Here is a 26,728-nt window from a genome sequence, read left to right on the forward strand (position 1 = left end):
CGCGCGGCGGGGGACACGAGCACCAGGCGGCCGGGGTGTCGTCAGGGGGAGGAGACGTCGAACACGCCGCGGGCGCCGCGCTCGGCGTCGGCCATGACGTGCGTGACGAACGGGTAGTGGCCCGCCTCGGGGAAGACGGTCTCGACGAACCCGCCCTGCGCGGGCTGCAGCGCGAGTGCCTGCGACCCGCCGTCACGGCCGTCGGCGGGGCGGTCGGAGGTTCCGAGCAGGTACGCGCCCTCCGCCCAGGTGCGGTCGAACTGCGAGCCGATGACATGGAACGACGACGGCCGGTTCGGCCCGGCGTCCAGCACCCAGACCCGCACGCGCTCGCCGGCCGTCGCCTCGAGGGGGCGCGCGGCGTACTGGTCCGCGTAGCCGTTGAACACCACCAGGTCCTCGCCGTCCGCGGCGAGCGCCTGGTCCACGTCGACGGTGCCGCCCTGTGGCCCCAGGTACAGCTCCGACTGCACCAGGAGGTAGCTGCGGTCGACGTCGGGCAGGTCGTCGGGCTCGATGACGACGGCGCCCGCCATGCCGTTCGCGATGTGCGCCGTCATCGGCATCGTCGAGCAGTGGTACATCCACACGCCCGCGCGCTCGGCGGTGAACCGGTAGACGAGGGACTCGCCGGGCGCGATGGTGCGCATGGGGTCGTCGGGAGCGAGCGACGAGGCGTGGAAGTCCACCGAGTGCCCCATGCTGCCGTGGTTGACGAGGGTGATCTCGAAGATGTCGCCCACCCGGCCGTGCAGGGTGGGGCCGGGCGCCGCACCGCCGAACGTCCACAGCGTCTGCGTGACGCCGGGGGCGACCTCGACCTCCTTCTCCACGATCTCCAGCGTCTGCCGGTGGACGGTCGGGCGTCCGTCCGCGCGCGGGGCGGGCAGGTCGGGCAGCGCGGCGTCGCGCGCGGTGAACCCCGCCGGCGGCTCGGCGCCCGGCACCACGTCGTCGGCGGCGGACGACGCGCCGTCCCCCGCGGGGTCGGTCGCGTCGCCGCCGGCCATGTCGTGCCCGGACATCCCGCCGGAGCCGTCGTCGACCGCGCTGCCTGTCGCGTCGACGTCGAACGTCATGCCCATGGCGCGGTGCCCGGCGATGGAGCACCAGCCGTCCACGGCCCCGGTCACGACGCCGACGTCGACGGTCGCGGACTCGCCGGGTGCGAGACGTCCGGTGCCCTGGCCGGTCGCCAGGACGAGGTCGTGCACGTCCGCGCCGTCGGTGTTGGTCACCTCGAGCACGAGGTGCGTGCCGGCCGGCACGGAGACGGTGGCGGGCCAGAAGCGCATGTCGCGGGCCTCGACCTCGACGGTGCGCGACTCGCCCGTGGCGGCTGCGGGCGCCTCGGCGCCCGTCGTGCGGCCGGCCGCTGCGGCCAGGGCGCCGCCGACGGCGTTCTGGTCCAGGCCCGCCCCGAGCGCGACGACGGCGGTCACGGCGACGAGGCCCGTCACGGCCTGCACGGTGCGTCGTGGGCCGCGGGCCGTCCCGGCCACCGGAGCGGCGCCGGGCTGGGCGGCGTCGGGCTGGGCGGCGTCGGGAGTTCCGGCCGCGGCGCGGCGGGCGGCACGCATCGCCAGGACCATGAGCGGCAGGAACGCGGCCATGGCGGCGAGGTAGAGCGTGGAGGCGAGCACGCGCACGAGCGAGGCAACGGGCAGCGCCGTCACGACGAGCGCGCCGTGCGCGGCGACGAGGCGGAACCAGCCGCCGCGGTCCATGACGGCGTGCGCGGCCTTCGCGGCGGCAGGCCCGCGGGATACGGATACCGGGACGAGGTGCGACAGGGCGCCGAGCAGTACCGGTGCGGCGACGCCCGCGGCGAGGTACGGCGCGACGTCGTCGAGCGTCGTAGCGGCCACCGCCCACCCGCCACCGCCGGCGGCGCGGACGGCGCCGCTCAGCAGCACGACGAGCAGGGCGACGAGCCAGACCATGCCGAGCCCCACGGACGCCGCAGCGAACGTGCGCGGCGGCCGCCGGCGGGCGGTGCGCGCGAGCGGCACGAGCAGCAGCAGCGCGCCCGCGAGGTAGGCGGCGAGCCCGGCCGCCGTCACCCACAGGAGGTCCGTGACGGCGCCGCCCGCGGCCGCCACCAGGCCCGCGACCAGCACGGGCAGGGCGCGGCGGGCGGCGGGCAGCGAGGCGTCGTCCATGCGGGTGCGCAGCAGCGTGGGCCACAGGGTGACGAGGGTGCCGAGGATGGTCAGGCCCATCCAGCCGAGCACGTTGAGCTGCGCGTGGGCGAGGCGCACCTGGGCGGAGGCCGCCGAGGGCAGGCCGTGCGCGAGCAGGGTGCCGAGCACGGCGCCGAGCGGCAGCATCGCGGCGGCCGCCACGTAGTAGCGCACCGTCGTCGTGAACCGGCCGCCGAGCGAGCCGCGCAGCCGCCGGTACAGCGCCGCGCCGTGCCACCCGGCCGCGCCGGCGACGGCGGCCGCGCCCGCCACGGTCACGGGCCACCAGCCGGTGAGCACCCCCACGACGACCAGCGCCGTGCCGCCGTTGAGGAGCACCAGTCGCGCCGTCTGCCGCCGCACGTCCGCCTCGGTGGCGCGCGCGTGCAGCAGCGCGAGCGTGAAGTGCTCCGACCACACGAGGATCGCCTGGCTGATCGCGCCGAGGAACAGCAGGTGCAGCATCAGCCAGCGCGGTGCCGCTAGCCACGGGTGCACGAGGGCGGCGACCACCACCAGCAGGAGCCATACCACCACCGGCAGGTCACGCCACGGCCGGAACCGCTTGGCGGGGGGCTGCGGCTGCCCGGTGGCGATGAGGGGGAGCTGGGTACGGGGCACGCCGACGCCTTTCAGGAGATGACGCTCGGAGCATAGGCGTCGCCTCCCGGGCGCCGGTATGACGGCCGACACACCGGCGGGCTCAGGCGTGGGTGGGGTGCTCGTGCTCCGGGTGGGTGTCGGGCTCCACCTGGAAGGTGGAGTGCTCCACGGACACGTCGAAGTGGGTCGCGACGCACTCCTGCAGCTCGTCGAGGATGCGCCCGGCGTGCCCGTCGGTGAAGCAGCCGGAGCCCACCACGACGTGCGCGGACAGGATGGGCAGCCCGGTGGCGATGAGGGAGGCGTGCACGTCGTGCACCTCGCGCACGTGCTCCACGCGGAGCAGGTGGGCGCGCACCTCGTCCAGGTCGAGCCCGGGCGGGGCGGACTCCAGGAGCACGGAGCCGGCGGCCCGCAGCAGGCGCACGGCCCGCGGCAGGATGAGGGCCCCGATGAGCAGGGCGGCGACGGAGTCCGCCCGCTGCCAGCCCGTGGTGGCGATGACGATCGCCGCGATGATGACGCCCACGGACCCGAGGGCGTCGTTGACCACCTCGAGGAACGCGGCCCGCAGGTTGAGGTTGGCGTCCCGCCGGCTCGCCAGCACGGCCATCGACGCGAGGTTGCCCGCCAGCCCGATCACGCCGAAGACGACCAGCTGGGTGGAGGGGATCTCCGGCGGGTCGGCGAGCCGCAGCACCGCCTCCACCAGCACGTACACGCCGACGGCGAGCAGCACCGCCGCCTGGGCCAGCGCGGCCAGCACCTCGGCGCGGCGGTACCCCCAGGTGCGCCGGGCCGACGCCGGCCGCAACGACAGGTGTGCCGCGAACAGCGCGAGCGCCAGCCCGCCCGCGTCGGTGAGCATGTGGGCGGTGTCGACCAGCAGCGCGAGGCTGCCGGTGAGGAACGCGCCCACGGCCTGCGCCACCAGGATCGCGGCCGTGATGCCGAACGCGATCGCCAGCCGCCCCCGGTGGTCGGCGGCGACGTGTGCGTGGCCGTGGTCGTGACTCATGCGGCGTCCGCAGGGGCGCGACCCGGGTGCGCGCCGGCGGCGCAGGTGCAGTCCGGTCCGCAGCAGTCGGGGTCGACGACGAGCGCGAGCCGCAGCATGTCGCCGAGGGCGTGCGCGAGGTGCGGGTCGGCCAGCCGGTACTCGGTGCGGCGACCCGACTGCTGCCCGACGACGAGCCCGCAGCCGCGCAGGCACGCGAGCTGGTTGGACATCACCTGCCGGGAGACGCCCAGCGACTCGGCCAGGTCGGACGGGTACGCGGGCGCGTCGCGCAGCGCGAGCAGGATGCGCGTGCGGGTGCCGTCCGACAGGGCGTGCCCCAGCCGCGCGAGCGCCGCCGTGTGCGTGAGGGTGACCGTCTCCATGTGCCCGACGGTACACGGCGACCTGTACTCCCGGGGGGGTGCGAAGGGGGAGGGGGGCGGCCCGCGCCTCAGCGAGCGGCCGGGGCGATCCCGTCGAGGGCGGCGAGGTCCTCGTTGGTCAGGCGGAGGGCTCCGGCGGCGACGTTCTCCTCGAGGTGCGCGACGCTCCCGGTGCCCGGGATGGCGAGCATGTGCGGCCCGCGGTGGAGGGTCCAGGCCAGGCGGATCTGCGCCGGGGTGGCGTCGTGGGCGGCGGCGGCGACCTCGACCACCGACCGGCCGGCGTCGTCGGCCGCGGCGCCGGGGACGGCGCCGGCCACGGACGCGGCGACGGAGAAGAACGGCACGAAGGCGATGCCGCGCTCGCCGCACAGGTCCACCAGCGCGTCGTCGACGCGGTTCGTCAGGCCGTACTGGTTCTGCACGCACACGATCGGGGCGATCTCCAGCGCCTCGGTCAGCTGCTCGGGCAGCACGTTGGAGATGCCGATGTTCCGCACCAGGCCGGCGTCGCGCAGCTCGGCAAGGGCGCCGACGTGCTCGGCCACCGAGCCGGGCTCGGTCGTGAGGCCGGCGCCCCAGCGCAGGTTCACGACGTCGAGCTGGTCGAGGCCGAGCTGCCGGATGTTCTCCTCGACGTGGCTGCGGAGCTGGTCGGGGCGAGCGTACGGCTCGAACGCGCCGTCGCGCGACTGGGAGGCGCCGATCTTCGTGGTGATCACCAGGTCGTCCGCGTACGGCTGGAGGGCCGCACCGATCAGCTCGTTGGCCGAGCGGGTGGGGAAGAAGTAGAAGGCCGCAGTGTCGATGTGGTTCACGCCGAGCTCGACGGCGCGGCGCAGTACGGCGATCGAGTCCTTGCGGTCGCGCGGCACGGGGTTGCCCAGCGTGCCGATCAGCCGCATCGCGCCGTAGCCGAGCCGGTTGACCGTGCGGTCGCCGAGGGTCCAGGTGCCCGCCGCGGCGGCGTCGGGCGTGGTGCTCGTGGTGGGGGTCGTGGTCTTCGTCGTCATGCAGCCAGCATCGATCGGCCCGTGCCGGGGCCCATCACGATGGCAGCTTGTTGCCGACCGTGGCAGGTGCCTGCCACGGGGAGCAGAATCGATCCCATGCAGACCGGCGAGGCAGTCACCATCGTGCGCGGCGACGAGGAGCTGCTCGCGCGCACGTCGCGCCTGTTCGCGACCGCGACCGAGATCATGTGCGCCGCGAACGACCTCGGCACCTGGACGATCACCCACATGTCGGACGAGCTCGACGCCCTGGCCCGGGCCCGGCGCGGGCAGGTGGACGTGCGGAAGGTCTACCGGCCGGGGGTGCTCCTCGACCCGGTGTCGGCGCAGGGGGTGGCACGGGTCCGCGAGGCGCACGGAGCCCAGGTCCGCATCACCACCGACGAGGTCAACGAGACCATCCTCTTCGACCGGCGGGTCGCGATCCTCGCCGGGAACGTCTCCGCCGGGCGGCGCAGCTACAGCGTCATCACACAGCCCGAGACCGTGCAGGGCGTCGTCTCGCTGTTCGAGGCGGTCTGGCGCTCGGCGACGGACGTCGACGTCTACGACGCGAGCATCGCCGAGATCCGCCGGCTCGCGCCGCAGGTGCTGGACCTGCTCGGGCAGGGCGTCAAGGACGAGGCGGCGGCGCGGATGCTGGGCCTCGGCGTGCGCACCTACCGCCGCCGCGTGGCCGAGCTGATGGGCGCACTCGGCGCGGAGTCGCGGTTCCAGGCCGGCGTCCGGGCGCGCGAGCTCGGCCTGGTCTGAGGCGTCGGCCCCTACGACCCGGGCACGGCGGACCGCGGGTCGACGCCGGCGAAGGCGAGCGCGATGACCGTGCCCGCCAGCTCCTCGACCTGTCGCGCGCGGTCCAGCCCGCCGAGCACGTGCGGCGTCGCCCCGACCTCGCGGACCAGCCGACGCACGTCGTCGAGCGCGGCGTCGTCCCCCGCGATGGTCACCACGTCGTCGCGGCGGGCGGACTCCCAGTACGTCGCGGGGTGGACGTTGAACGCCTTCACGACGCGGGCGCCCGGCGCGCGGGCGGCGATGTGCGCGGCAGCCGAGCCGGCGTCGAGCAGGTGCCGCCCCACGCCGTGTGCCACCGGGTTGGTCGGATCGATCAGCGTCGTGGCCGAGAGGACGCCGGCCGCGCCGCCCGCCCGGGCGAGGACGTCGTCGACGGCGCCCCACGGCACTGCGAGCAGGACGACGTCGGCACCGCGCGCCGCGTCGACGAGCGACGTCGCCTCCGCGCCCGGCCCGATGCCGGACGCGAGCGCGCGGGCCCTCGGCAGCGAACGACCCCCGACGACGATCGTGTGCCCGTGCGCGGCCCACGGCGTGCCGAGGGCGCGAGCGAGGTGTCCCGTGCCGAGGATCCCGATCCTGAGCGCCGGTGCTGAAACTGCGTTCGTGGTCATGCGCCCCACGGTAGAAAGGACGACGCGCACCGGACGGTGCGTCCCGTGCGGGCAGGATGGGGACGTGCCGGAGCTGTCGAGCGAGTTCGATGACCGGGTCGCCGACTGCCGGGTGCGGGCGGCCACCGACCTCCTCAGCCATCGCTGGGACGGGGTCGTCCTCGCCGCGCTCGGGGAGGGGCCGCGCCGGCGTGTCGACCTGCGCGGCGCCATCGGGCAGGTGCGGGACAAGCCCCTCACCGAAGCCCTCGGCCGCCTCGTCGACGCCGGCCTGGTCGCGCGCCGCAGCCACCCGCAGGCGCCGTCGGGCGTCGTCTACGAGCTCACGCCGCTCGGCCGGAGCTTCCACGACGGGCCCCTGCACGCGCTGGCCGCCTGGGCGCAGGAGCACGGCGACGAGCCGCACGATGTCGGAGGTGCGTGCCACGATCGCGGCTCCTGACAACACGGTGCGGAGGACCCATGGGATCGCGGCACGACTTCGACACCGTCGCCACGGTCGCCCCCACCCTCGACGGCCTGGGCAACGCGGACGACACCTCGGGCACCCTCCCGACGGGGCGTGGTGCAGCGGTCACAGCTGCGTCTGTACGACCCGGCCTGTGACGTCTGGCGCATCTGGTGGGCCTCGACGAGCAACCCCGGTGAGCTGGGCGAGCCCGTCGAGCACCCGACGCGCTCTCAGCGAACGCCGACGCGCCCTTCATCCGCCAGGGCGCACCAGCCCCGTCTCGTAGGCGAGCACGACGAGGGCGGCGCGGTCGCGGGCGTCGAGCTTGGTGAGCAGCCGGCTGACGTACGTGCGGGCGGTGGCGGGGCTCAGGTAAAGGTCGCGGGCGATCTCGTCGTTGGTGAGGCCGCGGCCCACGCGTTCCAGCACCTCGCGCTCGCGGTCGGTGAGGCCGGCGAGGGCGTCGTCGTCGAGGCGGCGCGGCCCGGCCGCGACGGCGCGCAGCACGGCGGCGGTGACGGCGGGGGAGAGCAGGGACCCGCCGGCGGCGACCGTGCGGATCGCGGCGCGCAGGTCGCCGGGGGAGACGTCCTTGAGCAGGTAGCCGACGGCGCCTGCGCGGATCGCCTCCGTCACGTGCTCGTCCTCGTCGAACGTGGTGAGCACCAGCACGCGGACGTCGCGCAGCGCGGGGTCGGCGGCGATCGCCCGCGTCGCCTCGATGCCGTCCAGGCCCGGCATCCGCACGTCCATCAGCACGACGTCGGGCCGCAGCTCCCGGACCCGCGCGAGCCCGGTGCGCCCGTCGGCCGCCTCGCCGACCACGCCGATGTCGCCGTCGAGCTCGGCGAGCGGGCGCAGCCCGGCGCGCACCAGCTCCTGGTCGTCGACCAGCACGATCCGGATCATCCGCCCAGTGTGCCGGTGCCCGCGCGACGGTGCGGCAGTTTGAGTTCGGTGCGGCAGTTCGAACTGCCGCACCGTGCCGAAACTGCCGCACCGTCGTGTTCGGGGGGCAGCCGGGCTCAGCCGGGGTACGCCGGGAGCTCGGCGACGACGGCGAACCCGCCACCGGGTGCGTCCCGCGCGTCGAGCGCGCCGCCCAGCAGGCCGGCCCGCTCGCGCATCCCGGCGAGACCCGCGCCGGCCGAGGCCCGCGGCCCGGCGCCATGACCGTCGTCCGCCACGGACAGTCGCAGCACGCCGTCCGCGACGGCGGCCTCCACGCGCACGCGCCGCGCTCCGGCATGGCGCACCACGTTGGTCAGCGCCTCCTGCACGATCCGGTACGCGGTCGCGTCGGTCGCGTCGGACACCGCCCCCGGCCGCACCGTCACGGCGGCCTCCACGTCCAGGCCCGCCGCCCGGGCCGGCTCGAGGAGCGCGTCCACGCCGCGCAGGCCGGCGACCACCGGTCGTCGTGACGCGGCTCCCGCCGGCCCGGGCCCGCGCAGCACCTTGACGGTGGCCCGCAGCTCGTCGAGCGTGCCGGACGTCGCCTCCCGGACGTGCGCGAGCGCGCCCCGTGCGGCGTCGTCGTCCCGCCCGACCGCCTCCGCCGCGACGCCCGCGTGCAGAGCGACCACCGACAGGTTGTGGCCCACGGTGTCGTGCAGGTCACGGGCGATGCGCAGGCGCTCGTCCTGCAGCCGCTCCGCAGCGGCGTGCGCCTCCTCGGCGGCGGTGAGGTCCCGGACCAGCGCGGTGCGCTCGCGGGAGTCGCGGGCGAGGCGGACGGCAGCGCCGAGGCCCACCGCCGCGGCGGTGAGGGCGACGTTCGTGACCAGGTCGTAGGAGGTCAGGTAGGCGCTGGGGTCGGTCTCGTCCAGCCGGAAATAGGTGGCGACGGCGATCAGCACGACGCCCGTGCCGACGGCCCAGCCCGTGCGGCCGCGCTCGGCGGCGGCGTAGAGCGCGGCGACGGCCGGCAGCACCATGCCGATCGGGGCGAAACCCAGCGCGTAGTAGGCGCACACGCCGAGGAACGTCGCGACGAGCATCACGCGCGGGGCCCGTCGGCGCAGCAGCACCAGTGCGCCGAAGCCCACGGCGAACAGGAACGCCGCCGGCCCGGTGCCGCCCATGCCCTCGCCGTCCGCGGCGATGACGACGGCGATCACCAGCGTCGTCGCCAGGGCCAGCACGGCGTCGGTCACCCACGGGCTCGGCGGCGCGGGCATCCCGGCGGACCGCATCGACGAGGTCATGCCGCCAGGCTAGGTGACGCCACCCCGGGGTGGGTCAGGGTCGGTGTCGCCCCGGGGCGACACCAGGAGACGCTCCCGGGCCGATGTGGCGGGCAGGGCTCCGGCGGGATCGTCGAGCCATGACCTCGAACCAGCCCCTCCCGCAGACCTCCGACCCCAGGCCGACGGCCGGCATCTCCTGGCCGCTCGTGGCCGGGCTCGCGTCGATGGCGCTGCTCTGGCCGCTCACCGGGCTCGCCGGCATCGGCGGCTCGGGCGCGCCGCGCGCGCTCGGCATCATCGCGATCACCGCCGTCGTGTGGATCGGCGTGGTCGGGTTCGGGCGCGTGCCGCGGCCCGTGCTGACCCTGACCATGACGGGCCTCGCGTTCGGCGTCGTCACCATCCTCGTGTCCACCCTCTTCGGGGGCGCGGGCATGGGCGGTGGCGCCGCGTGGACGGCGATCCCCGCACTGGCGATGGACGCCGGCTGGGGCGCGCTCGCCGGCGTGATCGCGCTCGGCATCCAGCGGGCGTGGGGCTCGGCAAGGCGGGACGACGCCCGATGACCCGGGGGACGACTCGCCGGTCGCGGCACAGGCGGGGGACGGCGGCGGCGCTCGCAGCCGTCGTCGCGCTCCTGGCCGCCGGGTGCGGCGGCATCCCCGGCTCGGTGACGACGGTGGACGAGCCTGAGTTCACGCGCGAGCTCCCGATCCCGCCGCTCGCGGAGTCGGAGGTGGTCGACGGGGTGCGCACGTTCCACCTGACCGCCCAGGAGGGGACGACGGAGCTGTTGCCCGGCGTCGAGACCCGGACCTGGGGTTACGACGGTCCCTACCTCGGCCCCACGCTGCGGGCCGAGCGCGGCGAGAAGGTCGCCGTCGAGGTGACGAACGACCTGGGCGCCACGACCAGCGTGCACTGGCACGGCATGCACCTGCCCGCCGCGATGGACGGCGGGCCGCACCAGCCGGTCGAGCCCGGCGGGACGTGGCGCCCGGCCTGGACGATCGACCAGCCTGCCGCGACGCTCTGGTACCACCCGCACCCGCACGGCGAGACGGAGGACCAGGTGTACCGCGGCCTCGCGGGGCTGTTCCTGCTCGACGACGACGCCTCGCGCGCCGCCGACCTGCCGCAGGAGTACGGCGTCGACGACGTGCCCGTCGTCATGCAGGACAAGGTGCTCGACGACGACGGGCAGCTCGAGCTGAAGGACGACGGCGGCGAGCCGGGCACGCTCGGCGGCACGGTGGTGACGAACGGCGTCGCGGGCGCGTACCAGCAGGTCACGACCGAGCGGGTGCGGCTGCGGCTGCTCAACGGCTCGACGGCGCGCACCTACGCCCTTGGCTTCGAGGACCGGGACATGGACCTCGTCGCGACGGACGGCGGGCTGCTCGACGCCCCGGTCCGCCTGGACCAGGTGCGGCTCGCGCCGGGGGAGCGGGCCGAGGTGGTGGTCGCGATGTCCCCGGGCGAGAGCGCCCGCCTGCACTCGTTCGAGGCCGACCTCGGCGGCGTCGCCGCGCCGTTCGCGATGGGCGGCAACGACGCGTTCGACGTGCTGGAGCTGCGCGCGGCGGACCAGCTTGCGCCGTCCCCGGAGCCGTCGTGGGAGCCGTCGGAGCACGCCGACGAGGACGCGCTGCACGAGGAAGAGGCCACCGTGCGCCGCACGTTCGACCTCGACGAGCGCACCATCAACGGCGAGGAGATGGACGCCGGGCGCATCGACGAGGTCGCGACGGTCGGCGACACGGAGGTGTGGGAGGTGCGCAACACCATTCCCATGCCGCACAGCTTCCACGTGCACGACGTGCAGTTCCGGGTGCTGACGATCGACGGGAAGGCACCGCCGCCCGAGCTCGCGGGCCCCAAGGACACCGTCTACCTGGAACCGAACCGCACGTACCGGCTGCTGATGCGGTTCGACGACTACACCGACTCTCGGCTGCCGTACATGTACCACTGCCACATGCTGCTGCACGAGGACGAGGGGATGATGGGCCAGCTGCTCGTCGTCGAGCCGGGCTCGGACGCGCAGCCAGGGCCGTCGGAGCACCTGACCGGACACGCCGACCACGCCGACCACGCGGGCACGACGGGAAAGGCCGTGGGGGACGGGTACGGCCCGCGGCGGTCCGTCGCCGGCCACGACCACGGCTGAGCAGGCAAAGGTGCTGGCACGGCGCGCGGCGCGGTGCCAGGATCGCGAGATGCCCACGCTGCTGCCCGTGACGTTCGCGCCCTTCACAGACCCCGAGCAGCCCGTGCTCGACGTGCCCGCGGCGCGCGCGATGCTGCGCCCCTGGCGCCCGGTCGACGACGCGCCCGCCGTGCGCGCGGTGTACGAGGACGAGGCGATCAGGCGGTGGCACGTGCGCACGCTCGACACGGACGACGAGGCGCGCGAGATCCTCGAGGGCTGGCGTCGCGGCTGGGAGAAGGGCACCGAATCGAGCTGGGCGGTGGCCGACGCCGCGGACGACACCGTGCTGGGCCGCATGGTCGTCAAGACGTTCGACCCGCACGGGGTCGGCGTCCTGGCCTACTGGACGGCCCCGGGCGCCCGCGGCCGCGGGGTGGCGCCGGCCGCGCTCGCGGCGGCGTCCCGCTGGGCCTTCGGCCGGGGCTTCCACCGGCTGGAGCTGGTGCACTCCACCGCCAACCCGCCGTCGTGCCGCGTGGCCGAGAAGGCCGGCTTCGCCGCCGAGGGCGTGCTGCGCGAGTCCGTGCGCCACGCCGACGGCTGGCACGACATGCACCTGCACGCGCGGTTCGCGGAGTGACGCCGACCGAACACCACCGTCGGGGCAGCCGCGGACCGCTGGGCGGGTGTCGGAGGGCCGTGGAAGCATCGCACCGTGACCAGCAGTGACGCCGACCACCTGCGCGACCTCGCGCTGCTGCGCCGCGTCCGCGACCGCATGGACCGGGAGTTCGCCCAGCCGCTCGACGTCGAGGCGCTGGCGCGCGGCGTGCACGTGTCGGCCGGCCACCTGAGCCGCCAGTTCAAGCAGGCGTTCGGCGAGTCGCCGTACAGCTACCTGATGACGCGGCGCATCGAGCGCGCGATGACCCTGCTGCGGCGGGGCGACCTCAACGTCACCGAGGTGTGCTTCGCCGTGGGGTTCTCCTCGCTGGGCACGTTCAGCACGCGCTTCACGGAGCTGGTGGGCATGTCGCCCAGCGAGTACGCCCGGCGGGCCCGGTCGGCGGGGGCGGGCGAGCTGCCGTCGTGCGTCACCAAGCAGGCCACCAGACCGATCAGGAATCGAGAAGCGCCGGCCACGGACGTGCATCTAGCGTGAAATCCATGGACATCACCATTCACACCACGTTCCTCCCGCACACCGATCCGGAGGCCTCGCTGGCCTTCTACCGCGACCTGCTCGGCTTCGACCTGGCCATGGACGTCGGCAAGGGCGAGATGCGCTGGCTCACGTTCGTCGCGCCGTCGCAGCCCGACGTCCGGCTCGTGCTGAACCCGCCCGCCGCTGACCCCGGCATCACCGAGGACGAGCAGCGCACCATCCGCGAGCTGATGGCCAAGGGCAGCTACCAGTCGATCATCCTCGCTACGAAGGACCTCGACGGCACCTTCGAGCGGCTCCAGGCCGCCGACACCGAGGTCGTCTCCGAGCCCACCGAGCAGCCGTGGGGCGTGCGCGACTGCGCGTTCCGCGACCCCGCGGGCAACATGGTCCGCATCGACGAGGTCCGGTGATCGCCATGACCTCGACGGAGCAGGCACGACGCCCGAAGGGCACCCCCGGCGCGCTGTCGCTGTGGATGCAGCGCAAGGCGAACGCCTCGACGGCCGCCAAGATCCGGCGCAAGGGGGCGCAGATGATGGGCATGGACCTGCTGGTCCTGCACACGGTCGGGCGCCGCACCGGCGAGCCGAGGGAGAACCCCCTGGCCTGGTTCGACGACGGCGAGGGCGGCCGGCTGGTCGTCGCCTCCGGCGGCGGCAGCCGCAACCCCGGCTGGTTCGCCAACCTGACCGCGCACCCGGAGCAGGTCGCCGTGGAGCTGCACGGCGGCGGCACCGTCCCGGTGACGCCGCACGTGCTCGACGACGCGGAGCGGGCCGTGGTCTGGCCCCGCATCGCCGCAGCGGCCCCGACCATCGACAAGCACCAGCGCAAGAGCGACCGGCCGTACCCGGTCGTCCGACTCACGCCGGCCGAGGCCTGACCGCCGTGTGCATCCCGGGCCTCAGGCCCTCCATGGTTGAGCCTGTCGAGACCTCGCCGGTCGAGCCGCCGGTCGAGCCTGTCGAGACACCGCTGGTTGAGCCTGTCGAAACCAGGTGTCGACCCTTCGACAGGCTCAGGACGGCGCAGGCTCGACCGGCAACTCGACCCGAAGGAGATACCCCAGGTGACCGCCACGGAATCCCCGAGCACCACGTCGTCCCACGCCGCCGACGCGCACGACGTCATCCGCGTGCAGGGCGCGCGCGAGAACAACCTGCGTGACGTCGACGTCGAGATCCCGAAGCGGCGGCTCACCGTCTTCACCGGGGTCTCCGGGTCGGGCAAGAGCTCGCTGGTGTTCGCGACGATCGCCGCCGAGTCGCGGCGACTCATCGACGAGACGTACTCGACGTTCGTGCAGGGCTTCATGCCGTCGCTGCCGCGCCCGGACGTCGACGTGCTTGAGGGCATCACCACCGCGATCCTGGTGGACCAGGAGCGGATGGGCGCCAACGTGCGGTCGACGGTCGGCACCGTCACCGACGCGAACGCCATGCTGCGCAACCTGTTCAGCCGCATCGGCGACCCGTACGTGGGGCCGCCCACCGCCTTCTCGTTCAACATCCCGACGTCGACGGCGAGCGGCGTGTTCAGCACGGACAAGGCCGAGGGCAAGACCGACAAGAAGGTCGTGCGCAACCAGGTGTACCTGGGCGGCATGTGCCCCGAGTGCGAGGGCCGCGGCACGGTCTCCGACCTCGACCTGTCCGTCATCGTCGACGAGTCGAGGTCGTTGCGCGACGGCGCGATCCTCGTGCCCGGCTACAAGGCGGACGGCTGGATGGTCAAGGGCTTCTCCGAGACGGGCCTGCTCGACGGCGACAAGCCGGTCCGCGACTACACGGAGACCGAGCGCCACGACTTCCTGTACCGGGAGAAGGAGAAGATCAAGGCGCTGGGGATGAACATGACCTACCAGGGCCTCATCCCCAAGCTCCGTGAGTCGATCTTCAGCAAGGCCCCCGAGTCGCTGCAGCCGCACGTCCGAGCGTTCGTCGAGCGGGCGGCCGTGTTCGTGCCGTGCCCGGCCTGCGGCGGCTCCCGGCTCAACGAGTCCGCTCGGTCGGCCAAGGTCAACGGCGCCAGCATCGCGGACGTGTGCTCGATGCAGATCACGGACGCCGCCACCTGGGCGCGGGGCGTCGACGACCCGGGCGTGGCACCCCTGGTCCGGAGCCTGCTGCACCTGTTCGACAAGTTCGTCGAGATCGGCCTCGGGTACCTGTCGCTGGACCGGCCCGCGGGCACGCTGTCCGGCGGCGAGGCGCAGCGCACCAAGATGATCCGGCACCTCGGGTCCGCGCTGACCGACGTCACCTACGTCTTCGACGAGCCCACCATCGGCCTGCACCCGCACGACATCCAGCGGATGAACTCCCTGCTGGTCGACCTGCGCGACAAGGGCAACACGGTTCTCGTCGTCGAGCACAAGCCCGAGGCGATCGCGGTCGGCGACCACGTGATCGACCTCGGCCCCGGCGCCGGGACGGACGGCGGCACGGTCTGCTTCGAGGGCACGGTCGAGGGCCTGCGCGCTAGCGGCACCCTCACGGGCCGCCACCTCGACGACCGCGCCCAGGTCAAGGAGTCGGTGCGCACGCCGTCGGGCGCGCTGGAGATCCGCGGGGCGTCGCAGAACAACCTGCGGGACGTCGACGTCGACGTGCCGACCGGCGTCCTGACCGTCGTCACGGGCGTCGCCGGCTCCGGCAAGAGCTCCCTGATCCACGGCAACCTCGCCGGGCGCGAGGGCGTGGTCGTCGTCGACCAGGGTGCGATCAAGGGCTCGCGCCGCTCCAACCCCGCCACGTACACCGGCCTGCTCGAGCCGATCCGCAAGGCGTTCGCCAAGGCCAACGGCGTCAAGCCCGCCCTGTTCAGCGCCAACTCCGAGGGCGCGTGCCCCACCTGCAAGGGCAACGGGCGCATCTACACCGAGCTCGGCTTCATGGAGACCGTCGAGACGCCCTGCGAGGACTGCGGCGGCAAGCGGTTCATGGCCTCGGTGCTGGAGTACCGACTCGGCGGGCTGAACATCGCCGAGGTGCTCGACCTGTCCGTGGCCCGCGCGCACGCGTTCTTCCGCGAGGGCGAGGCGAAGATCCCCGCTGCGCACAAGATCCTGGCGCACCTGGAGGACGTCGGCCTCGGCTATGTGAAGCTCGGCCAGCCGCTCAACACCCTGTCCGGCGGCGAGCGGCAGCGGCTCAAGCTCGCCATGCACATGGGCGACCCCGGCGGTGTGTACATCCTCGACGAGCCCACCACCGGCCTGCACCTGGCCGACGTCGAGAACCTGCTGGGCCTCCTCGACCGGCTGGTGGACGCCGGCAAGTCCGTCATCGTCATCGAGCACCACCAGGCCGTGATGGCGCACGCCGACTGGATCATCGACATCGGGCCCGGCGCCGGGCACGACGGCGGAAAGGTCGTCTTCGAGGGCACGCCCGCCGACCTCGTGGCCGCGAGGTCCACCATCACCGGCGAGCACCTGGCCGACTACGTGGGTAGCTGAGTCGTCGGCACGATCCGCCGGTTGAGCTTGTCGAAACCCGGTCCGTGGTCTCGACGAGCTCGACCGACGAGTCTTGCTGCCGTGGGCTGCGAACACCGAGGTGCTGCGTCTGTACTGGTCGATCGGGCGGGACATCCTCGATCGCCAGCAGCACGCGGGTTGGGGCAGCAAGGTCGTCGACCGCCTCGCCGCAGACCTCAAACGCGAGTTCCCCGATCAGCGCGGTTGGTCGCGGTCGAACCTCATGTAGATGCGGGCGCTGCTCGACCGCCTCGACGGCCGCGAGGACCGCGACTGGTACGCCGAGCGGGCGGCGGTGTGGACGCCTGGTCGCGGAGCGTCCTCGAGTACCAGATCGCGATGAACCTACGCGGGGCACTCGGGGCAGGACACCCTCCTGGAGTTCGGTCGCGGCATGGCGCTGGTCGGACGGCAGTTCCATCTGCCGCTCGGTGAAGGGGCCGAGTTCGGTGGACCTCCTGCTGTTCCACGTGGAACAGCCGCGGTACGTCGTGGTGGAGCTCAAGGTCGGTCCGTTAAAGCCGGCGTTCGTCGGGCAACTCGGCGCCTACGTCGCCGCCGTGGACGGTGAGCTTCGTCGCCCGGACGTGCACGCTCCGACCATCGGGATCCCGTGCACGATCCATCAGGAATCGAGAAGCCCGGGCGTCGCCTGCCTCCCTAGCGTGGCTGACATGACAACCATCACCTCAGAAGCCACCCCACCTGCCGCGCAGTGGCGTCGCCGACTTCTCATCGCCCTCATCGTCTGGCTGGTCGTGTCGTTCACCGTGGGAGCGGTCACCAAGTTCCTGCCCGGTGAGACCTTCTTCGGCCCGCCCTACTCGGTGAAGTTCGTGGACTGGGGGTACCCGTCCTGGTTCCGGTTCCCCGTGGGGCTGGGCGAGCTGGTCGGGGCCGCAGCGCTGCTCATCCCACGATTCCGATTCCTCGGCGCGGCCCTGCTGATGACTATCACCGCGGGCGGCCTGGTCACCCACCTCGTGAATCAGGACCCGCTGTTCGAGAGCTTCTCCGCGCCGCTGCACCTGGCACTGGCGGCGATCCTGGCCTTCGCCACGCGACCGGTCGACTGGAACGATCTCGGGACGATCCCGCGAGTGACCGGCGAGTTCGGGTGGATGCGGCGATCCGGGCCGGTGCCGGACGCCCAGGCGAGGCAGGGGACCCGATGATCAGCCCGATGCTCGAGAGGCTGGTCCGGTTCCAACGACCGGAGCGGGTGCTCCCCTTCGCCCAGAACCTCAGCGCACGAACCCTGTCCGGCAACTTCGGGGCCGAGGAGTCGGAGTTCCGGTCGCTCCTCGACGAGCTCGACCGCCAGCGCACGCCTGCCGCCGCCCGAGTCGCCGGCCGGCCGCCCGTCGACGCCTTCCTGCGCGAGGTCCCGTTCAGAGCTGGCACCCACCTGGTCGCCGTCGGCGAGAGCACCATGGCCGACCGGCAGTCCTGGTTCGAGATCCTGCGGGTGCTCCTAGAGCCCTCGACGGACCTCTCCTGGTAGACGCTGCGCAACCTCAGCGAGCTGCGGGCACGAGCCCTCCCGAACGACGGGGCCTCGTGGGTGTGGGTGAGGCCGACCCAGTCGACGAGGCCCGCGTCGGCCGGTTCCCGTTCTTCCGCGGCTCCGGGATCGGTTGGAGGAACGACGGCCTGCGTGCCCTCGCCGACAGGCTGCCCGCGACGAACGATCTCGTCGTCGACAGCTCGACGGTGCTGTCCGGCGTCGGCCCGAACGCTCTCGGCGACGACGGCCTGCACCCGAACGTCGCGGTTCACGAAGCGCTGGCCGCGCGCGTCCTGGAAGCGGTCGTCGGGAGCCGACGCCGGAGCTGACCGACATCCGCGACACCCTGGTTTTGGCCCTGCTCCGACTGCAGGACCGGCGCGCTGGAGGCATCGTCCTTCCGGGGCGCCCGACTGCCGAATCATGCCTGCTGTGACCATCATCACGTGCCGGGTCGGGTTTTCACCCGCTACGAATCTCTTCAGGCCTTGGTTTGCCGCGGTAACTTTCTGCCAACTCGCTGGTCAGAGCCTGGATGGGCGTTGATCGCCGCTGGTGAAGGTATGGCGACGAATCGAGGGCGATGACGTGTCAGAAGTGAATAAGAAGCTCCGTGAAATGGATCAGGCGTTCTGGCGGTCTAGGGACGTAATGACATTAGTGGTTTGTATTGGCGCGATCTTTCTTGGTGCCATATTCTCGGTGTCAATCGTGATCTGGGTTCCCGTTGCATTCGGGGCAATCTCCATGCCTATGGGCTTCCATTGGCTGCTAAAGAACCGATGGCAGCGCCTGGCGCGCGGTCGCGGCTCGGATAGAAGGCTCGCCGTGATCGTGCTCCTTGTTGCGACACAGGTTGCGCTCATCGCCAGCGTGGTGTGGCTCGCCGAGCGGACCGGGGCGGCCCAATCTGCGGCAGCAGTCTGCATTCCTTTGCTGGCGATTGAACTCCTTCTTGCGCGCGAGTTCACCCGCAAGGGCGAGGGATAGCGGCATTGCGGACGAAGTTCAGGGCCTCGTCTTGTTCGGTGCTGCACGCGGCCTACACCGGGGACGACGTCGAGAATCTGATGCGTATCCTGCCTCGAAGTTGGGCGGGATACGTTCGGCGCGTCGATGGCGTCGATAGCTGGGTTGGGTAGCGACGAGAGGTAGAGGGACGATGATCGGCGGTTCGAGATGGTCTTTGGCGGGCAACCATGATGGCTGAATCAGGTAATGCGGGTCAGCGCTCGACGAGGACCATGGAAAGAATTAGTAGCGCCCGATGGATTGGCACATACGTTCTGGCGATTGCCGTGACGCTTGGCGGCGCAGTTATTGGGTACGGGGCGATGGTGGTGGCAGCCGCGGCCGCTAGTCTGCCGAGCGGCGTACTTGCTCACGCATTGTTCGCACGACGGCATGATGCGTCCTCACCAGTGCGATATGTTCGCAGATTTGAAGCAAAGGCTGGTCGCGGAGCCGCTGTTTCAATGCTAGGTGCCGGCTGGGTTCTCTCGCTGGGTGCCGTCATTATTGCGAATCTGCTCGTCGGAGCATGGACAGCGCTCGCAGTCACAGTGCTCGTGCATGTCATGGAATTTGGACTCGGTGCCATCCTGGAACAATCTAGAAAGTGAACCGTGTGATTGGTGAAGGTCACCGATTTTAGAGTCCGGGTGGCTTGCTGCGAGGTGGCACAGATCATCTCCGGCATGGGTGCGCAGCCGGACCCTCATGTCGCTGTGGTCCCAGTACACGGTCGGTCTCACTCGGAGCCCCGTGCCACTCGTCACGTCCTCGCCCTCCGCATCGTCGGAGGTGCAGGACGCGCGGACAGCGCGACGACGGAGGAGGACGGCAGATGAGCTCACGCATCGTGGTCACCGGCGGCACGGGGCACCTCGGAAGGCTGGTGGTGCCGCGGCTGGTGCGGGCGGGCGAGGAGGTGCGGGTCGTCAGCCGCAGCCCGCACGCGGCGGGGGACGGTGTGCGGTACGCGGTCGCGGACTGGACGACGGGCGAAGGCCTGACGGCAGCGGTGCGCGACGCGGAGGTCGTCGTGCACCTGGCCGGCGACCAGCTGCACAACGAGGCGACCGCGGAGACGCTGGTGCGCGCGATCCGCGAGGCGGGCACGCGGCCGCACCTGGTGAATATCTCGGTGGTGGGCGCGGAGAAGGTGCCGGTGCGGACCGGCTTCGACCGCCGCGTGCTCGGCTACATGCCGAGCAAACTGGCGCAGGAGCGCGTGCTGGAGCGCTCCGGGATCCCGTGGACCAACCTGCGCGCCACGCAGTTCCACGAGCTGGTGCTCATTGCCGCCCGGGGCCTCGCGAAGCTGCCCGTGGTGCCGACGCCCTCGGGCTGGCGGGCGCAGCCGATCGCGGCCGACGAGGTGGCGGCACGGCTCGTGGAGCTGGCGCTCGGTGAGCCGCAGGGCCGGGTGCCCGACGTCGCCGGCCCGGAGGTGCACACGTTCCGGGCGATGGTGCGCGGCTACCTCGACGCCGTCGGCTCCCGGCGCCCGACCGTGCCGGTCCGGGTGCCGGGCGGCGCGTCCCGCGCGTACGCGGCGGGTGCCAACCTGGCCCCGGACCGTGCGGTCGGCAAGCAGACGTGGGCGGAGTTCCTCGCGGAGCACGTCGAGCGGCGGTGACTCACAGGTCGACGCGCATCACCGCACGGCGTGACGTCGGGCGGCTCACCTCGCGGAACCCCGCGGCCTCGAACACCGACGCCACCCCCACGTACAGCTCGCCCCACGAGTCCTTGTAGTCGGGCCCGATCACCATCGGGTAGCCCTCGACGGCGCGCGCGCCTCGCGAGCGGGCGTGCTCGACGGCGGCGGCCGTGAGGGCCGCGCTGATCCCGCGCCGCCGATACCCGGCGCGGGTGACGAAGCAGACCACGGCCCACACGCCGTCGTCGTCCTTGTCCTCCTCGCGGCCCGACCAGGGCACCCGCGCCGTGCGCAGCCGGACGTACGCGGTGCGGGGCTCGACGGCGCACCACCCGGCCGGCTCGCCGTCGAGGTAGGCGATCAGCCCGCTCGTCGTGTCGGCGGCCGGATCGCCGCAGTGTGTGTCGCGGCGCAGCTCGGCCTCGCGCTCCTCGCGGGCGGACTCGCGCCACTCGGCGGAGGGGGTCTGGAACCACCGGCACTGGCAGCGCGCGGCCTCGCCGCGGGGGCCGAAGACGGCCTGGAGGTCGTGCCAGGTGGCCTCGTTGGCGGGTCGGACGACGATGTCGGACGTCATCGCCCCATCGTGCACCGCGAGCTCGTCGCGGGTGGGGTCAGCCGGCCTTCCGGTCCGCGGCGAGCAGGCCGTAGACGAGCGTGTCGGTCCACTCGCCCTTGGACCACCAGTCCTGGCGCAGGTAACCCTCGCGGTGCATCCCGACCCGCTCGCACAGCCGGGCGGACGGTGCGTTGCGGGCGTCGAGCTGCGCCACCACGCGGTGCATGCGGTAGAAGTCGAAGGCAAGGTCGAGGACGGCGCGCGCGGCCTCCGTCGCGAAGCCCTGGCCGGTGTGCTCGGGGTGGAACGTCCAGCCGATCTCGCCACGCGAGACGGTGTCGCCCGTCGTCCACAGGGAGACGTCGCCGATCACCTGGCCGTCGTGCTCCACGATCAGCGCGAGGGCGGAGCCGGGGCCGTCGATCCCGGTACGTGCCAGGCGCTTGGCGAGCTGGGTCTCGCCGTCCGCGGGCGTCCACGGTTCCTCGAGCAGGTAGCGCGCCACCTCCGGGTCGGAGTAGTAGGAGAGCAGGGGCTCGAGGTCCTCCGGCCGGTACGCGCGCAGCACGAGCCGACCTGTGGTCACCGGTAGGGGTGTCTCGGTCGTCACGGAGAGGCACCCTAGCCTGCCGCGCTCGCCGGCACGCGCCGAGGGGTGGCGGGCCGCGGCACCGGGCGGCGATCCTGGGCGGATGACGATCGCGCCGCGCCAGCTCAACCGGGCCACCCTTGCCAGGCAGCTGCTGCTGCGCCGGGAGCCGTTCCCTGGGCCCGGCGGGACCACGACGGCGGTGCGCCGCCTCGTCGCGCTGCAGGCCCAGCACCCCGCGTCGCCGTACCTCGCGCTGTGGAACCGGGTGGCTGACTTCGACCCCGCGGACCTCGACGCCGCCTACGCCCGCCGGGCGTTGGTGCGGGGCACGCTGCTGCGCATCACCCTGCACACCGTGGGCGCCGCGGACCATCCCGGATTCCGCACGGCCATGCAGCCCACCCTGCGCGGCGCCCGCCTGGGCGACCGCCGGTTCACGGACACCGGCCTCACGCCCGCGGACGCGGACGCGCTGCGGCCCCGGCTGCTCGAGCTGCTCGACCGGCCGCGCCCGGCGGACGAGCTGGTGGGGTGGATCGACGCGATCCACCCCGAGGGCGGCAAGCGCGCCTGGTGGGCGCTGCGGCACTACGGGCCCTTCGTGCATGCGCCCACCGACGCCCCGTGGTCGTTCGGGACGAAGGTCGCGTGGCTGCCGGCGCCAGGTTTCGAGTCGGTGGCGGTACCGGACGTCGAGGACTCCGTGCCGGCGGAGCTGGACGGCGAACCCGACGCCGCCCTCGTGCCCTTGGTGCGGCGCTACCTGGAGGCGTTCGGCCCCGCGTCCGTGCTCGACGTCGCGCACTTCCTCACCGTGCAACGGGCCCGCGTGCGCGCCGCGGTGGCGGCGCTCGGCGACGAGCTCGAGGTGCTCGAGGGCCCCGACGGCATGGTGCTCCTCGACGTCCCGGGCGGCCTGCGCCCGGCGGCGGAGACCCCGGCGCCGCCGCGTCTGCTGGGCATGTGGGACAACGCCCTGCTCGCCTACCTGGACCGCAGCCGCCTCATCCCCGCCGAGTACCGCCGGGTCGTGACCCGCCTGAACGGCGACATCCTGCCGACCCTGCTCGTCGACGGGTACGTGGCGGGCGTCTGGCGCACGGTCGACGACGCCGACGGGGCGCCGTGCGTCGAGGCACATGCGTTCACGCCGTTGCCCGACGCCGTGTGGGCGGCGCTGGCCGACGAGGCGGCGTCGCTGCTGGCGATGCTCGGCGACCGGGACCGGCACCCGTACCGCCGCTACGACCACTGGTGGGCGAAGCTGCCGGACGCCGCGCAGGTGCGGCGCCTGCCGGGCCCGGCCACCAGTTCGATGGCTGCTGGCGGCGCAGAATTGGCGTGACGGTGCCGCGGCCCGCGACGCACCCTAGGGGCATGAACACCGCAGCGGCCACACCGACGTGGCGCCTCGTCGACCCGCCCCGGCCGGACACGCTCGACGTCTCGGACGCCTGGGCGTACCACGGCATCGCCGAGCTCGAGCGCACCGTCGCGCTCGCCGACCTCGGTCACGACGACTTCCCGCCCCGCGCCGTCGACCTCCTCGTGGGCGACCGTCACCAGGAGCACCTGCGCCGCCACCGCCTCGTCGCGGTCGAGGACGGTCCCGGCGCCCCCGGGGCGGCGCCGCGCGTCGTCGGGCACGGGGTCCTCACGTTGCCCGTCACGGACAACCGCCACCTCGCCGTCGTCCGCATCGCGGTGCTGCCGTCGCACCGCGGGCGGGGAATCGGCTCGGCGATCGCCGACCGGCTGCGGCGGATCGCGCTCACCGAGGGGCGCACGACCGTCGTCGCCGAGGTCGAGTTCGCCGAGGAGCCGCCCGCCGACGCCCCGGACGCCGTCGTGCCGCGGGAGGGAGACGGCCTCGTGTCCGCCGACCTGCCGGGGATGCGGCTCGCGCGTCGCGCCGGGCTGGGGCTCGAGATCGTCTCGCGACGCTCCGTGCTCGACGTCCCCCTGCCCGACGAGGTCGTCGAGGGGTTCGTGGCCGAGGCCGCCGCGCACGCGGGCGACGCCTACCGCCTGAACACCTGGCAGGACCCGGTGCCCGAGGCGTGGGTCGACCAGCTCGCCGCCCTCGAGCAGCGCCTGTCCGAGGACGAGCCGAACGGTGGCCTCGCCCTGGAGGTCGAGCAGTGGGACGGGCAGCGGATCCGGCTCGAGGAGGCCAAGCGCGCCGAGCGCGGGCAGGGCGCGCTGGTGACGGTGGCGGAGCACGTGCCCACCGGCACCCTCGCGGGGATGACGCTGTTCATCTGGGACGCCGATCGCCCCGAGCTCACCGAGCAGGACAGCACCGTGGTGCTGCCCGAGCACCGCGGGCACCGGCTGGGCATGCTGCTGAAGGCCGTGAACCTGCGCGAGCACACCCGGCTGCGCCCCGACACCCGCCGCATCTCCACGTGGAACAACGAGACGAACGCGCCGATGCTCGCGATCAACGTGGCGCTCGGCTTCCGGCCCGCCGGCGGCTCGGCCGACCTGCAGGCGTCCCTCGCCGACGTCGTGCCGACGCGGCGCCTCGCCGCTGGTTGAGCTTGTCGATACCCGCTGGTTGAGCTTGTCGAAACCTGGTCTCGACAGGCTCGACCGACGGTCTCGACAGGCTCGACCGACGGTCTCGACAGGCTCAACCGACGGCTTCGACGGGCTCAACCAGCGCTGGGGACCTCGAGGCCCTCGCCGTGCGCGAGGCGGCGGTACTCGACGCCCGCGAGCCCGCCGACGATGCGGTCGACGAGAGCCCAGCCGGCGTCGTTGAGGATCGCGTCGTGGATGGGGACGGCGACGCGGGGCGCCACCTGCCGCACGTAGTCGACGGCCTCCCCGAGCTTCATCCAGGGCCCGGCGACGGGCAGCGCCAGCACCTGCACGGTCGCGCCCTGCGGCGCGGGGGTGAACGAGTCGCCCGGGTGCAGCACGGCGCCGTCGACGAGGAACGCGACGTTGGCGGGTGGCGGCATGTCGGGGTGGATCGTGGCGTGCACGTGACCCAGGGCCTGCACGGCGAAGCCGGCCGCCGTGAAGGAGTCACCCCCGGAGACGGCGTGCAGCCGGTCGGCGGGGGCGCCTGCCTCCCCGAGCTGGTCGACGACGGGCCGTGGGGCCCACAGCTCCAGGGCCGGGTCGGCGGCGAGCGCCGGCACCACGCGAGGCAGGTCCACGTGGTCGGCGTGCTGGTGGGTGATCAGCACCGCTGCGGCGCCGTCGAGCATGTGGGGGTCGGTGAACGTGCCGGGGTCGATGACGAGGGCCTGGCCGTCGCGCTCCAGGCGGACGCCGGCGTGGCCCCAGGTGGTGAGGGTGGTGGTCGACATACCGCCATCCTCTCCCCGCTACCGGCGCGGGTGCTCAGTGGTGCGCTCAGTGGTGCGCTCAGTGGTGTGCCCGGTGGTGCGCTCGGTGGTGTGCTCGAGGAGCGCCGGGAGCAGCACGTCCCACGACGACGGCGGCGGCGCCTGGTGGCCCATCCCCTCGAGCAGCAGCAGCCGGGCGCCGGGGATCGCCGCGGCGAGCGCCGCCCCATGGCCGGGGAACAGCGGGTCCTCGGTGCCGTGCACCACGAGGGTGGGCACGCGGACGTCCGCGAGCGTGCCCGCGAACGGGCCGCCGCCCTCTGCCGCGAAGTGGTTGGCGCCCGCGGTCGGGTCGATCGAGCGCTCGGCGGCGCGGGTCGCGATGGCGCGGGTGCGCGCCTCGTCGAAGTCACCCCGGCCGGTGAGCGCGCGGTCCTCCGCGACGGCGGCGTCGATCAGCGCGGCCGTGTCCGCGGGATCGGGGGCGGGGCCGTCCCAGAGCCCTGCGATCTCGGGCGCCGACGGCGGGAGGTCCGCGTCGTCGGGGCCGCGGACGGCCCGGCTCGTGGCGACCAGCGTGACCGACGCGACACGGTCCGCGTGCTCGAGCGCGAGCTCCTGAGCGATGACGCCGCCCATCGACAGGCCGACGAGGTGCGCGCTCACGGCGCCGACGGCGTCGAGCACCCGCAGCGCGTCCTCCGTGAGGTCGCGCCCGGTGTAGTCCGGCTTGCCGGGCCGGCCGGTGGTGGACCGGCCGGTGTCGCGGTGGTCGTAGCGCACGACGTGCCGCCCCTGTGCCGCGAGGGTTGCGCAGAGGTCCGCCGGCCACCAGTCCATCGACGACCCGACGCCGCCGACCAGCAGGACGTTCGGGTCGGCCGGGTCGCCGACGGACTGGAAGCACAGCCGCACCCCGTCGCCGGTTGAGCCCGCGCCGTCCTGAGCCTGTCGAAGGGCCGAAACCTCGGCGAACCTCTCCGGGCCGAGCGCGTCGCCGCTGGCGGGACCGATGCCCGCTGCCCCGATCGTGGATCTCATGGGGGTCGGACGCCGGTGGGCCGCCGAACTCATCGACGACGGGGTGCGGGCCGCGGGTCAGTTGAGCCGCAGCAGCGCCTGCATCGGCGTGTGGTCGCTGGGGTAGCGGCCGTTCTTGGTCCAGGTGTTGATGGCGGCGGCGAGTACCTGCGTGCCGGGGGTGGCCAGCACCCAGTCGATGCGCTCGCCGTCGGGCACGGGCTCGTCGTAGTTGGGGAACGTGCCCACCGCGGGGGTGAGCTGCTCGTCCGCGGTCACCCACGCGTCGAGCAGGCCGCCGTCGGGGACGAGGACGTCGTAGGGCGCGGAGGCGCCCGCGGGCACGTTGCAGTCGGCGGTGAAGACGACGGGCAGCCCGAAGCCGGCCACGAGGTCGCGCACCACCTCGGCGCTGCGCACGCGCGCGTTCTCGGACTCGTGGTCGAAGTGCGAGTTGACGTGCACGAACTCGGACCCCGTGCGCTCGTCGCGGAAGCGTGCCCAGGTGACGATGCGGGTCACCGAGTTGCCCCACGTGGCCGAGCCGATGACGTCGGGGGTGTCCGACAGCCAGAACTGGTCCCACCACAGAAGGGTGAGGCGGCGGGCGTCGTAGAAGATCGCGGAGTGCTCGCCGTCCGCCCCGCCCGACCGCCCGTACCCGACGGTGCGGTAGTGCGTGCCGAGGCCGTCCTCGACGACCACCAGCTGCTGGAACTCCGCCTCCTGCACGCCCAGGATCGTCGGCTGCTCCAGCGCGAGGAGCGCCGTGACGAGCGGCGCGCGGTCGGGCCAGTGGTCGGGCTCGCCGGGCTGGGTCTCGTCCTCGCGGTCCAGGCGGATGTTGAAGCTCATCGCGTGGATCGTGGATCCCTTGGCAGGGCCGAACAGCGCTCCCTTGCCCGGCTTGGCGGTCGTCGCGGCCGTCGCCGCCGAGGCGCTCGGGGCGGCGAGCGCGCCGGCGACGCCCAGGGCGCCGAGCGTGCCCGCGGCGGTCAGCGCGCCGCGTCGGGTGATGCCGGTGGGAGCGTCGGAGCTGCGGTGATCCATG

General features: G+C 73.4%; 29 protein-coding genes and 1 pseudogene. 18 read left to right on the top strand and 12 right to left on the bottom strand.

Translation table 11 applies throughout. From position 1 onward, the window contains the following. Positions 1–41 precede the first annotated feature (41 nt). From AC1C2V_RS15635 to AC1C2V_RS15650, 4 genes are all read right to left on the bottom strand, one after another. A complete protein-coding gene (locus AC1C2V_RS15635; RefSeq protein ID WP_495390560.1) occupies positions 42–2,804 on the bottom strand; it encodes a multicopper oxidase domain-containing protein in 2,763 nt (920 codons plus the stop codon). A gap of 82 nt (positions 2,805–2,886) precedes the next feature. Next, positions 2,887–3,804, bottom strand: a complete 918-nt coding sequence (locus AC1C2V_RS15640; RefSeq protein ID WP_495390561.1) for a cation diffusion facilitator family transporter — start codon at positions 3,802–3,804, stop codon at positions 2,887–2,889. Next, positions 3,801–4,169, bottom strand: coding sequence for an ArsR/SmtB family transcription factor (locus tag AC1C2V_RS15645; protein ID WP_495390562.1), 369 nt, complete (start codon positions 4,167–4,169; stop codon positions 3,801–3,803). The genes AC1C2V_RS15640 and AC1C2V_RS15645 overlap by 4 nt, the downstream gene beginning before the upstream one ends. A 68-nt stretch (positions 4,170–4,237) precedes the next feature. Next, on the bottom strand, positions 4,238–5,182 hold the full coding sequence (locus AC1C2V_RS15650) for an oxidoreductase (protein ID WP_495390563.1): 945 nt from the start codon (positions 5,180–5,182) through the stop codon (positions 4,238–4,240). Positions 5,183–5,278: 96 nt separating this feature from the next. Here AC1C2V_RS15650 and AC1C2V_RS15655 point away from each other — a divergent pair, with 96 nt between their 5' ends. Continuing rightward, a complete protein-coding gene (locus tag AC1C2V_RS15655) occupies positions 5,279–5,935 on the top strand; it encodes a DNA-binding response regulator (protein ID WP_495390564.1) in 657 nt (218 codons plus the stop codon). An 11-nt stretch (positions 5,936–5,946) separates the two neighbouring features. On the opposite strand, the gene AC1C2V_RS15660 is transcribed toward AC1C2V_RS15655, so the two are convergent. Continuing rightward, positions 5,947–6,591 (bottom strand): NADPH-dependent F420 reductase, encoded by a 645-nt coding sequence (locus tag AC1C2V_RS15660; protein ID WP_495390565.1) that lies wholly within the window; start codon positions 6,589–6,591, stop codon positions 5,947–5,949. A gap of 64 nt (positions 6,592–6,655) precedes the next feature. On the opposite strand from AC1C2V_RS15660, the gene AC1C2V_RS15665 reads away from it, so the two are divergent. Continuing rightward, a complete protein-coding gene (locus AC1C2V_RS15665; RefSeq protein WP_495390566.1) occupies positions 6,656–7,033 on the top strand; it encodes a winged helix-turn-helix transcriptional regulator in 378 nt (125 codons plus the stop codon). 261 nt (positions 7,034–7,294) lie between these two features. Here the strand turns inward: AC1C2V_RS15665 and AC1C2V_RS15670 are convergent, their stop codons facing one another. Together AC1C2V_RS15670 and AC1C2V_RS15675 are read right to left on the bottom strand one after the other, a co-directional pair. Continuing rightward, complete coding sequence (locus AC1C2V_RS15670) at positions 7,295–7,951, bottom strand: response regulator (RefSeq protein WP_495390567.1); 657 nt, start codon at positions 7,949–7,951, stop codon at positions 7,295–7,297. Between the two features lie 116 nt (positions 7,952–8,067). Further along, the gene (locus tag AC1C2V_RS15675; RefSeq protein ID WP_495390568.1) at positions 8,068–9,249 is read right to left on the bottom strand and encodes a sensor histidine kinase; all 1,182 of its coding nucleotides are present in this window, start codon (positions 9,247–9,249) and stop codon (positions 8,068–8,070) included. A 119-nt stretch (positions 9,250–9,368) separates the two neighbouring features. On the opposite strand from AC1C2V_RS15675, the gene AC1C2V_RS15680 reads away from it, so the two are divergent. The 14 genes and pseudogenes from AC1C2V_RS15680 (at position 9,369) to AC1C2V_RS15745 (ending at position 20,180) form a co-directional block, all read left to right on the top strand. Continuing rightward, positions 9,369–9,797 carry a hypothetical protein gene (locus tag AC1C2V_RS15680; protein WP_495390569.1) on the top strand — a complete coding sequence of 143 codons (429 nt, stop codon included), beginning with the start codon at positions 9,369–9,371 and terminating at the stop codon, positions 9,795–9,797. Continuing rightward, entirely contained in the window at positions 9,794–11,401 is a 1,608-nt protein-coding gene (locus AC1C2V_RS15685) for a multicopper oxidase family protein (protein ID WP_495390570.1), read from the top strand. The genes AC1C2V_RS15680 and AC1C2V_RS15685 overlap by 4 nt, the downstream gene beginning before the upstream one ends. Before the next feature lie 49 nt (positions 11,402–11,450). Further along, on the top strand, positions 11,451–12,023 hold the full coding sequence (locus AC1C2V_RS15690; protein ID WP_495390571.1) for a GNAT family N-acetyltransferase: 573 nt from the start codon (positions 11,451–11,453) through the stop codon (positions 12,021–12,023). Between the two features lie 75 nt (positions 12,024–12,098). Further along, positions 12,099–12,545, top strand: a complete 447-nt coding sequence (locus AC1C2V_RS15695; protein WP_495390572.1) for a helix-turn-helix transcriptional regulator — start codon at positions 12,099–12,101, stop codon at positions 12,543–12,545. A 5-nt stretch (positions 12,546–12,550) separates the two neighbouring features. Then, positions 12,551–12,961: a VOC family protein gene (locus AC1C2V_RS15700; protein ID WP_495390573.1), complete on the top strand. Its 411-nt coding sequence runs from the start codon at positions 12,551–12,553 to the stop codon at positions 12,959–12,961. 5 nt (positions 12,962–12,966) lie between these two features. Beyond that, positions 12,967–13,434 (top strand): nitroreductase family deazaflavin-dependent oxidoreductase, encoded by a 468-nt coding sequence (locus AC1C2V_RS15705; protein WP_495390574.1) that lies wholly within the window; start codon positions 12,967–12,969, stop codon positions 13,432–13,434. Between the two features lie 186 nt (positions 13,435–13,620). Further along, positions 13,621–16,011, top strand: a complete 2,391-nt coding sequence (locus AC1C2V_RS15710; RefSeq protein WP_495390575.1) for an ATP-binding cassette domain-containing protein — start codon at positions 13,621–13,623, stop codon at positions 16,009–16,011. Positions 16,012–16,111: 100 nt separating this feature from the next. After that, the gene (locus tag AC1C2V_RS15715; protein ID WP_495390576.1) at positions 16,112–16,261 is read left to right on the top strand and encodes a DUF1016 N-terminal domain-containing protein; all 150 of its coding nucleotides are present in this window, start codon (positions 16,112–16,114) and stop codon (positions 16,259–16,261) included. A 265-nt stretch (positions 16,262–16,526) separates the two neighbouring features. Beyond that, positions 16,527–16,583, top strand: a pseudogene (locus AC1C2V_RS15720) (hypothetical protein); the annotation flags it as partial. Between the two features lie 123 nt (positions 16,584–16,706). After that, positions 16,707–17,207 (top strand): DoxX family protein, encoded by a 501-nt coding sequence (locus AC1C2V_RS15725; protein ID WP_495390708.1) that lies wholly within the window; start codon positions 16,707–16,709, stop codon positions 17,205–17,207. 8 nt (positions 17,208–17,215) lie between these two features. After that, a complete protein-coding gene (locus tag AC1C2V_RS15730; protein ID WP_495390577.1) occupies positions 17,216–17,536 on the top strand; it encodes a hypothetical protein in 321 nt (106 codons plus the stop codon). 56 nt (positions 17,537–17,592) lie between these two features. Further along, positions 17,593–17,868: a hypothetical protein gene (locus AC1C2V_RS15735; RefSeq protein WP_495390578.1), complete on the top strand. Its 276-nt coding sequence runs from the start codon at positions 17,593–17,595 to the stop codon at positions 17,866–17,868. Between the two features lie 268 nt (positions 17,869–18,136). Next, a complete protein-coding gene (locus tag AC1C2V_RS15740; protein ID WP_495390579.1) occupies positions 18,137–18,529 on the top strand; it encodes a hypothetical protein in 393 nt (130 codons plus the stop codon). Positions 18,530–19,385: 856 nt separating this feature from the next. Continuing rightward, positions 19,386–20,180 (top strand): SDR family oxidoreductase, encoded by a 795-nt coding sequence (locus tag AC1C2V_RS15745; RefSeq protein WP_495390580.1) that lies wholly within the window; start codon positions 19,386–19,388, stop codon positions 20,178–20,180. Between the two features lies 1 nt (position 20,181). On the opposite strand, the gene AC1C2V_RS15750 is transcribed toward AC1C2V_RS15745, so the two are convergent. Continuing rightward, on the bottom strand, positions 20,182–20,781 hold the full coding sequence (locus tag AC1C2V_RS15750) for a GNAT family N-acetyltransferase (RefSeq protein WP_495390581.1): 600 nt from the start codon (positions 20,779–20,781) through the stop codon (positions 20,182–20,184). A gap of 37 nt (positions 20,782–20,818) precedes the next feature. Beyond that, positions 20,819–21,373 (bottom strand): GNAT family N-acetyltransferase, encoded by a 555-nt coding sequence (locus AC1C2V_RS15755; protein WP_495390582.1) that lies wholly within the window; start codon positions 21,371–21,373, stop codon positions 20,819–20,821. Positions 21,374–21,455: 82 nt separating this feature from the next. On the opposite strand from AC1C2V_RS15755, the gene AC1C2V_RS15760 reads away from it, so the two are divergent. Together AC1C2V_RS15760 and AC1C2V_RS15765 are read left to right on the top strand one after the other, a co-directional pair. Continuing rightward, positions 21,456–22,700, top strand: a complete 1,245-nt coding sequence (locus AC1C2V_RS15760; RefSeq protein ID WP_495390583.1) for a winged helix DNA-binding domain-containing protein — start codon at positions 21,456–21,458, stop codon at positions 22,698–22,700. Between the two features lie 32 nt (positions 22,701–22,732). After that, the gene (locus AC1C2V_RS15765; RefSeq protein ID WP_495390584.1) at positions 22,733–23,896 is read left to right on the top strand and encodes a GNAT family N-acetyltransferase; all 1,164 of its coding nucleotides are present in this window, start codon (positions 22,733–22,735) and stop codon (positions 23,894–23,896) included. A 116-nt stretch (positions 23,897–24,012) separates the two neighbouring features. Here AC1C2V_RS15765 and AC1C2V_RS15770 read toward each other — a convergent pair whose 3' ends face one another. Genes AC1C2V_RS15770 through AC1C2V_RS15780 form a run of 3 tightly spaced genes read right to left on the bottom strand, consistent with a single transcriptional unit; the run spans position 24,013 to position 26,727 of the window. Continuing rightward, a complete protein-coding gene (locus AC1C2V_RS15770; RefSeq protein WP_495390585.1) occupies positions 24,013–24,678 on the bottom strand; it encodes an MBL fold metallo-hydrolase in 666 nt (221 codons plus the stop codon). An 18-nt stretch (positions 24,679–24,696) separates the two neighbouring features. Then, positions 24,697–25,698, bottom strand: a complete 1,002-nt coding sequence (locus AC1C2V_RS15775; RefSeq protein WP_495390586.1) for an alpha/beta fold hydrolase — start codon at positions 25,696–25,698, stop codon at positions 24,697–24,699. 57 nt (positions 25,699–25,755) lie between these two features. Next, positions 25,756–26,727, bottom strand: a complete 972-nt coding sequence (locus AC1C2V_RS15780; RefSeq protein ID WP_495390587.1) for an endonuclease/exonuclease/phosphatase family protein — start codon at positions 26,725–26,727, stop codon at positions 25,756–25,758. Position 26,728: the final 1 nt, after the last annotated feature.

The organism is Isoptericola sp. Y541, assembly GCF_059445465.1.

Excerpts from the sequence above, each read along its gene's own strand:
- AC1C2V_RS15640 (WP_495390561.1), bottom strand. The coding sequence starts at position 3,804 with ATGAGTCACGACCACGGCCACGCACACGTCGCCGCCGACCACCGGGGG.
- AC1C2V_RS15645 (WP_495390562.1), bottom strand. The coding sequence starts at position 4,169 with ATGGAGACGGTCACCCTCACGCACACGGCGGCGCTCGCGCGGCTGGGG.
- AC1C2V_RS15650 (WP_495390563.1), bottom strand. The coding sequence starts at position 5,182 with ATGACGACGAAGACCACGACCCCCACCACGAGCACCACGCCCGACGCC.
- AC1C2V_RS15655 (WP_495390564.1), top strand. The coding sequence starts at position 5,279 with ATGCAGACCGGCGAGGCAGTCACCATCGTGCGCGGCGACGAGGAGCTG.
- AC1C2V_RS15660 (WP_495390565.1), bottom strand. The coding sequence starts at position 6,591 with ATGACCACGAACGCAGTTTCAGCACCGGCGCTCAGGATCGGGATCCTC.
- AC1C2V_RS15670 (WP_495390567.1), bottom strand. The coding sequence starts at position 7,951 with ATGATCCGGATCGTGCTGGTCGACGACCAGGAGCTGGTGCGCGCCGGG.
- AC1C2V_RS15675 (WP_495390568.1), bottom strand. The coding sequence starts at position 9,249 with ATGACCTCGTCGATGCGGTCCGCCGGGATGCCCGCGCCGCCGAGCCCG.
- AC1C2V_RS15680 (WP_495390569.1), top strand. The coding sequence starts at position 9,369 with ATGACCTCGAACCAGCCCCTCCCGCAGACCTCCGACCCCAGGCCGACG.
- AC1C2V_RS15685 (WP_495390570.1), top strand. The coding sequence starts at position 9,794 with ATGACCCGGGGGACGACTCGCCGGTCGCGGCACAGGCGGGGGACGGCG.
- AC1C2V_RS15690 (WP_495390571.1), top strand. The coding sequence starts at position 11,451 with ATGCCCACGCTGCTGCCCGTGACGTTCGCGCCCTTCACAGACCCCGAG.
- AC1C2V_RS15700 (WP_495390573.1), top strand. The coding sequence starts at position 12,551 with ATGGACATCACCATTCACACCACGTTCCTCCCGCACACCGATCCGGAG.
- AC1C2V_RS15705 (WP_495390574.1), top strand. The coding sequence starts at position 12,967 with ATGACCTCGACGGAGCAGGCACGACGCCCGAAGGGCACCCCCGGCGCG.
- AC1C2V_RS15725 (WP_495390708.1), top strand. The coding sequence starts at position 16,707 with ATGACAACCATCACCTCAGAAGCCACCCCACCTGCCGCGCAGTGGCGT.
- AC1C2V_RS15730 (WP_495390577.1), top strand. The coding sequence starts at position 17,216 with ATGCTCGAGAGGCTGGTCCGGTTCCAACGACCGGAGCGGGTGCTCCCC.
- AC1C2V_RS15745 (WP_495390580.1), top strand. The coding sequence starts at position 19,386 with ATGAGCTCACGCATCGTGGTCACCGGCGGCACGGGGCACCTCGGAAGG.
- AC1C2V_RS15750 (WP_495390581.1), bottom strand. The coding sequence starts at position 20,781 with ATGACGTCCGACATCGTCGTCCGACCCGCCAACGAGGCCACCTGGCAC.
- AC1C2V_RS15760 (WP_495390583.1), top strand. The coding sequence starts at position 21,456 with ATGACGATCGCGCCGCGCCAGCTCAACCGGGCCACCCTTGCCAGGCAG.
- AC1C2V_RS15765 (WP_495390584.1), top strand. The coding sequence starts at position 22,733 with ATGAACACCGCAGCGGCCACACCGACGTGGCGCCTCGTCGACCCGCCC.
- AC1C2V_RS15770 (WP_495390585.1), bottom strand. The coding sequence starts at position 24,678 with ATGTCGACCACCACCCTCACCACCTGGGGCCACGCCGGCGTCCGCCTG.
- AC1C2V_RS15775 (WP_495390586.1), bottom strand. The coding sequence starts at position 25,698 with ATGAGATCCACGATCGGGGCAGCGGGCATCGGTCCCGCCAGCGGCGAC.
- AC1C2V_RS15780 (WP_495390587.1), bottom strand. The coding sequence starts at position 26,727 with ATGGATCACCGCAGCTCCGACGCTCCCACCGGCATCACCCGACGCGGC.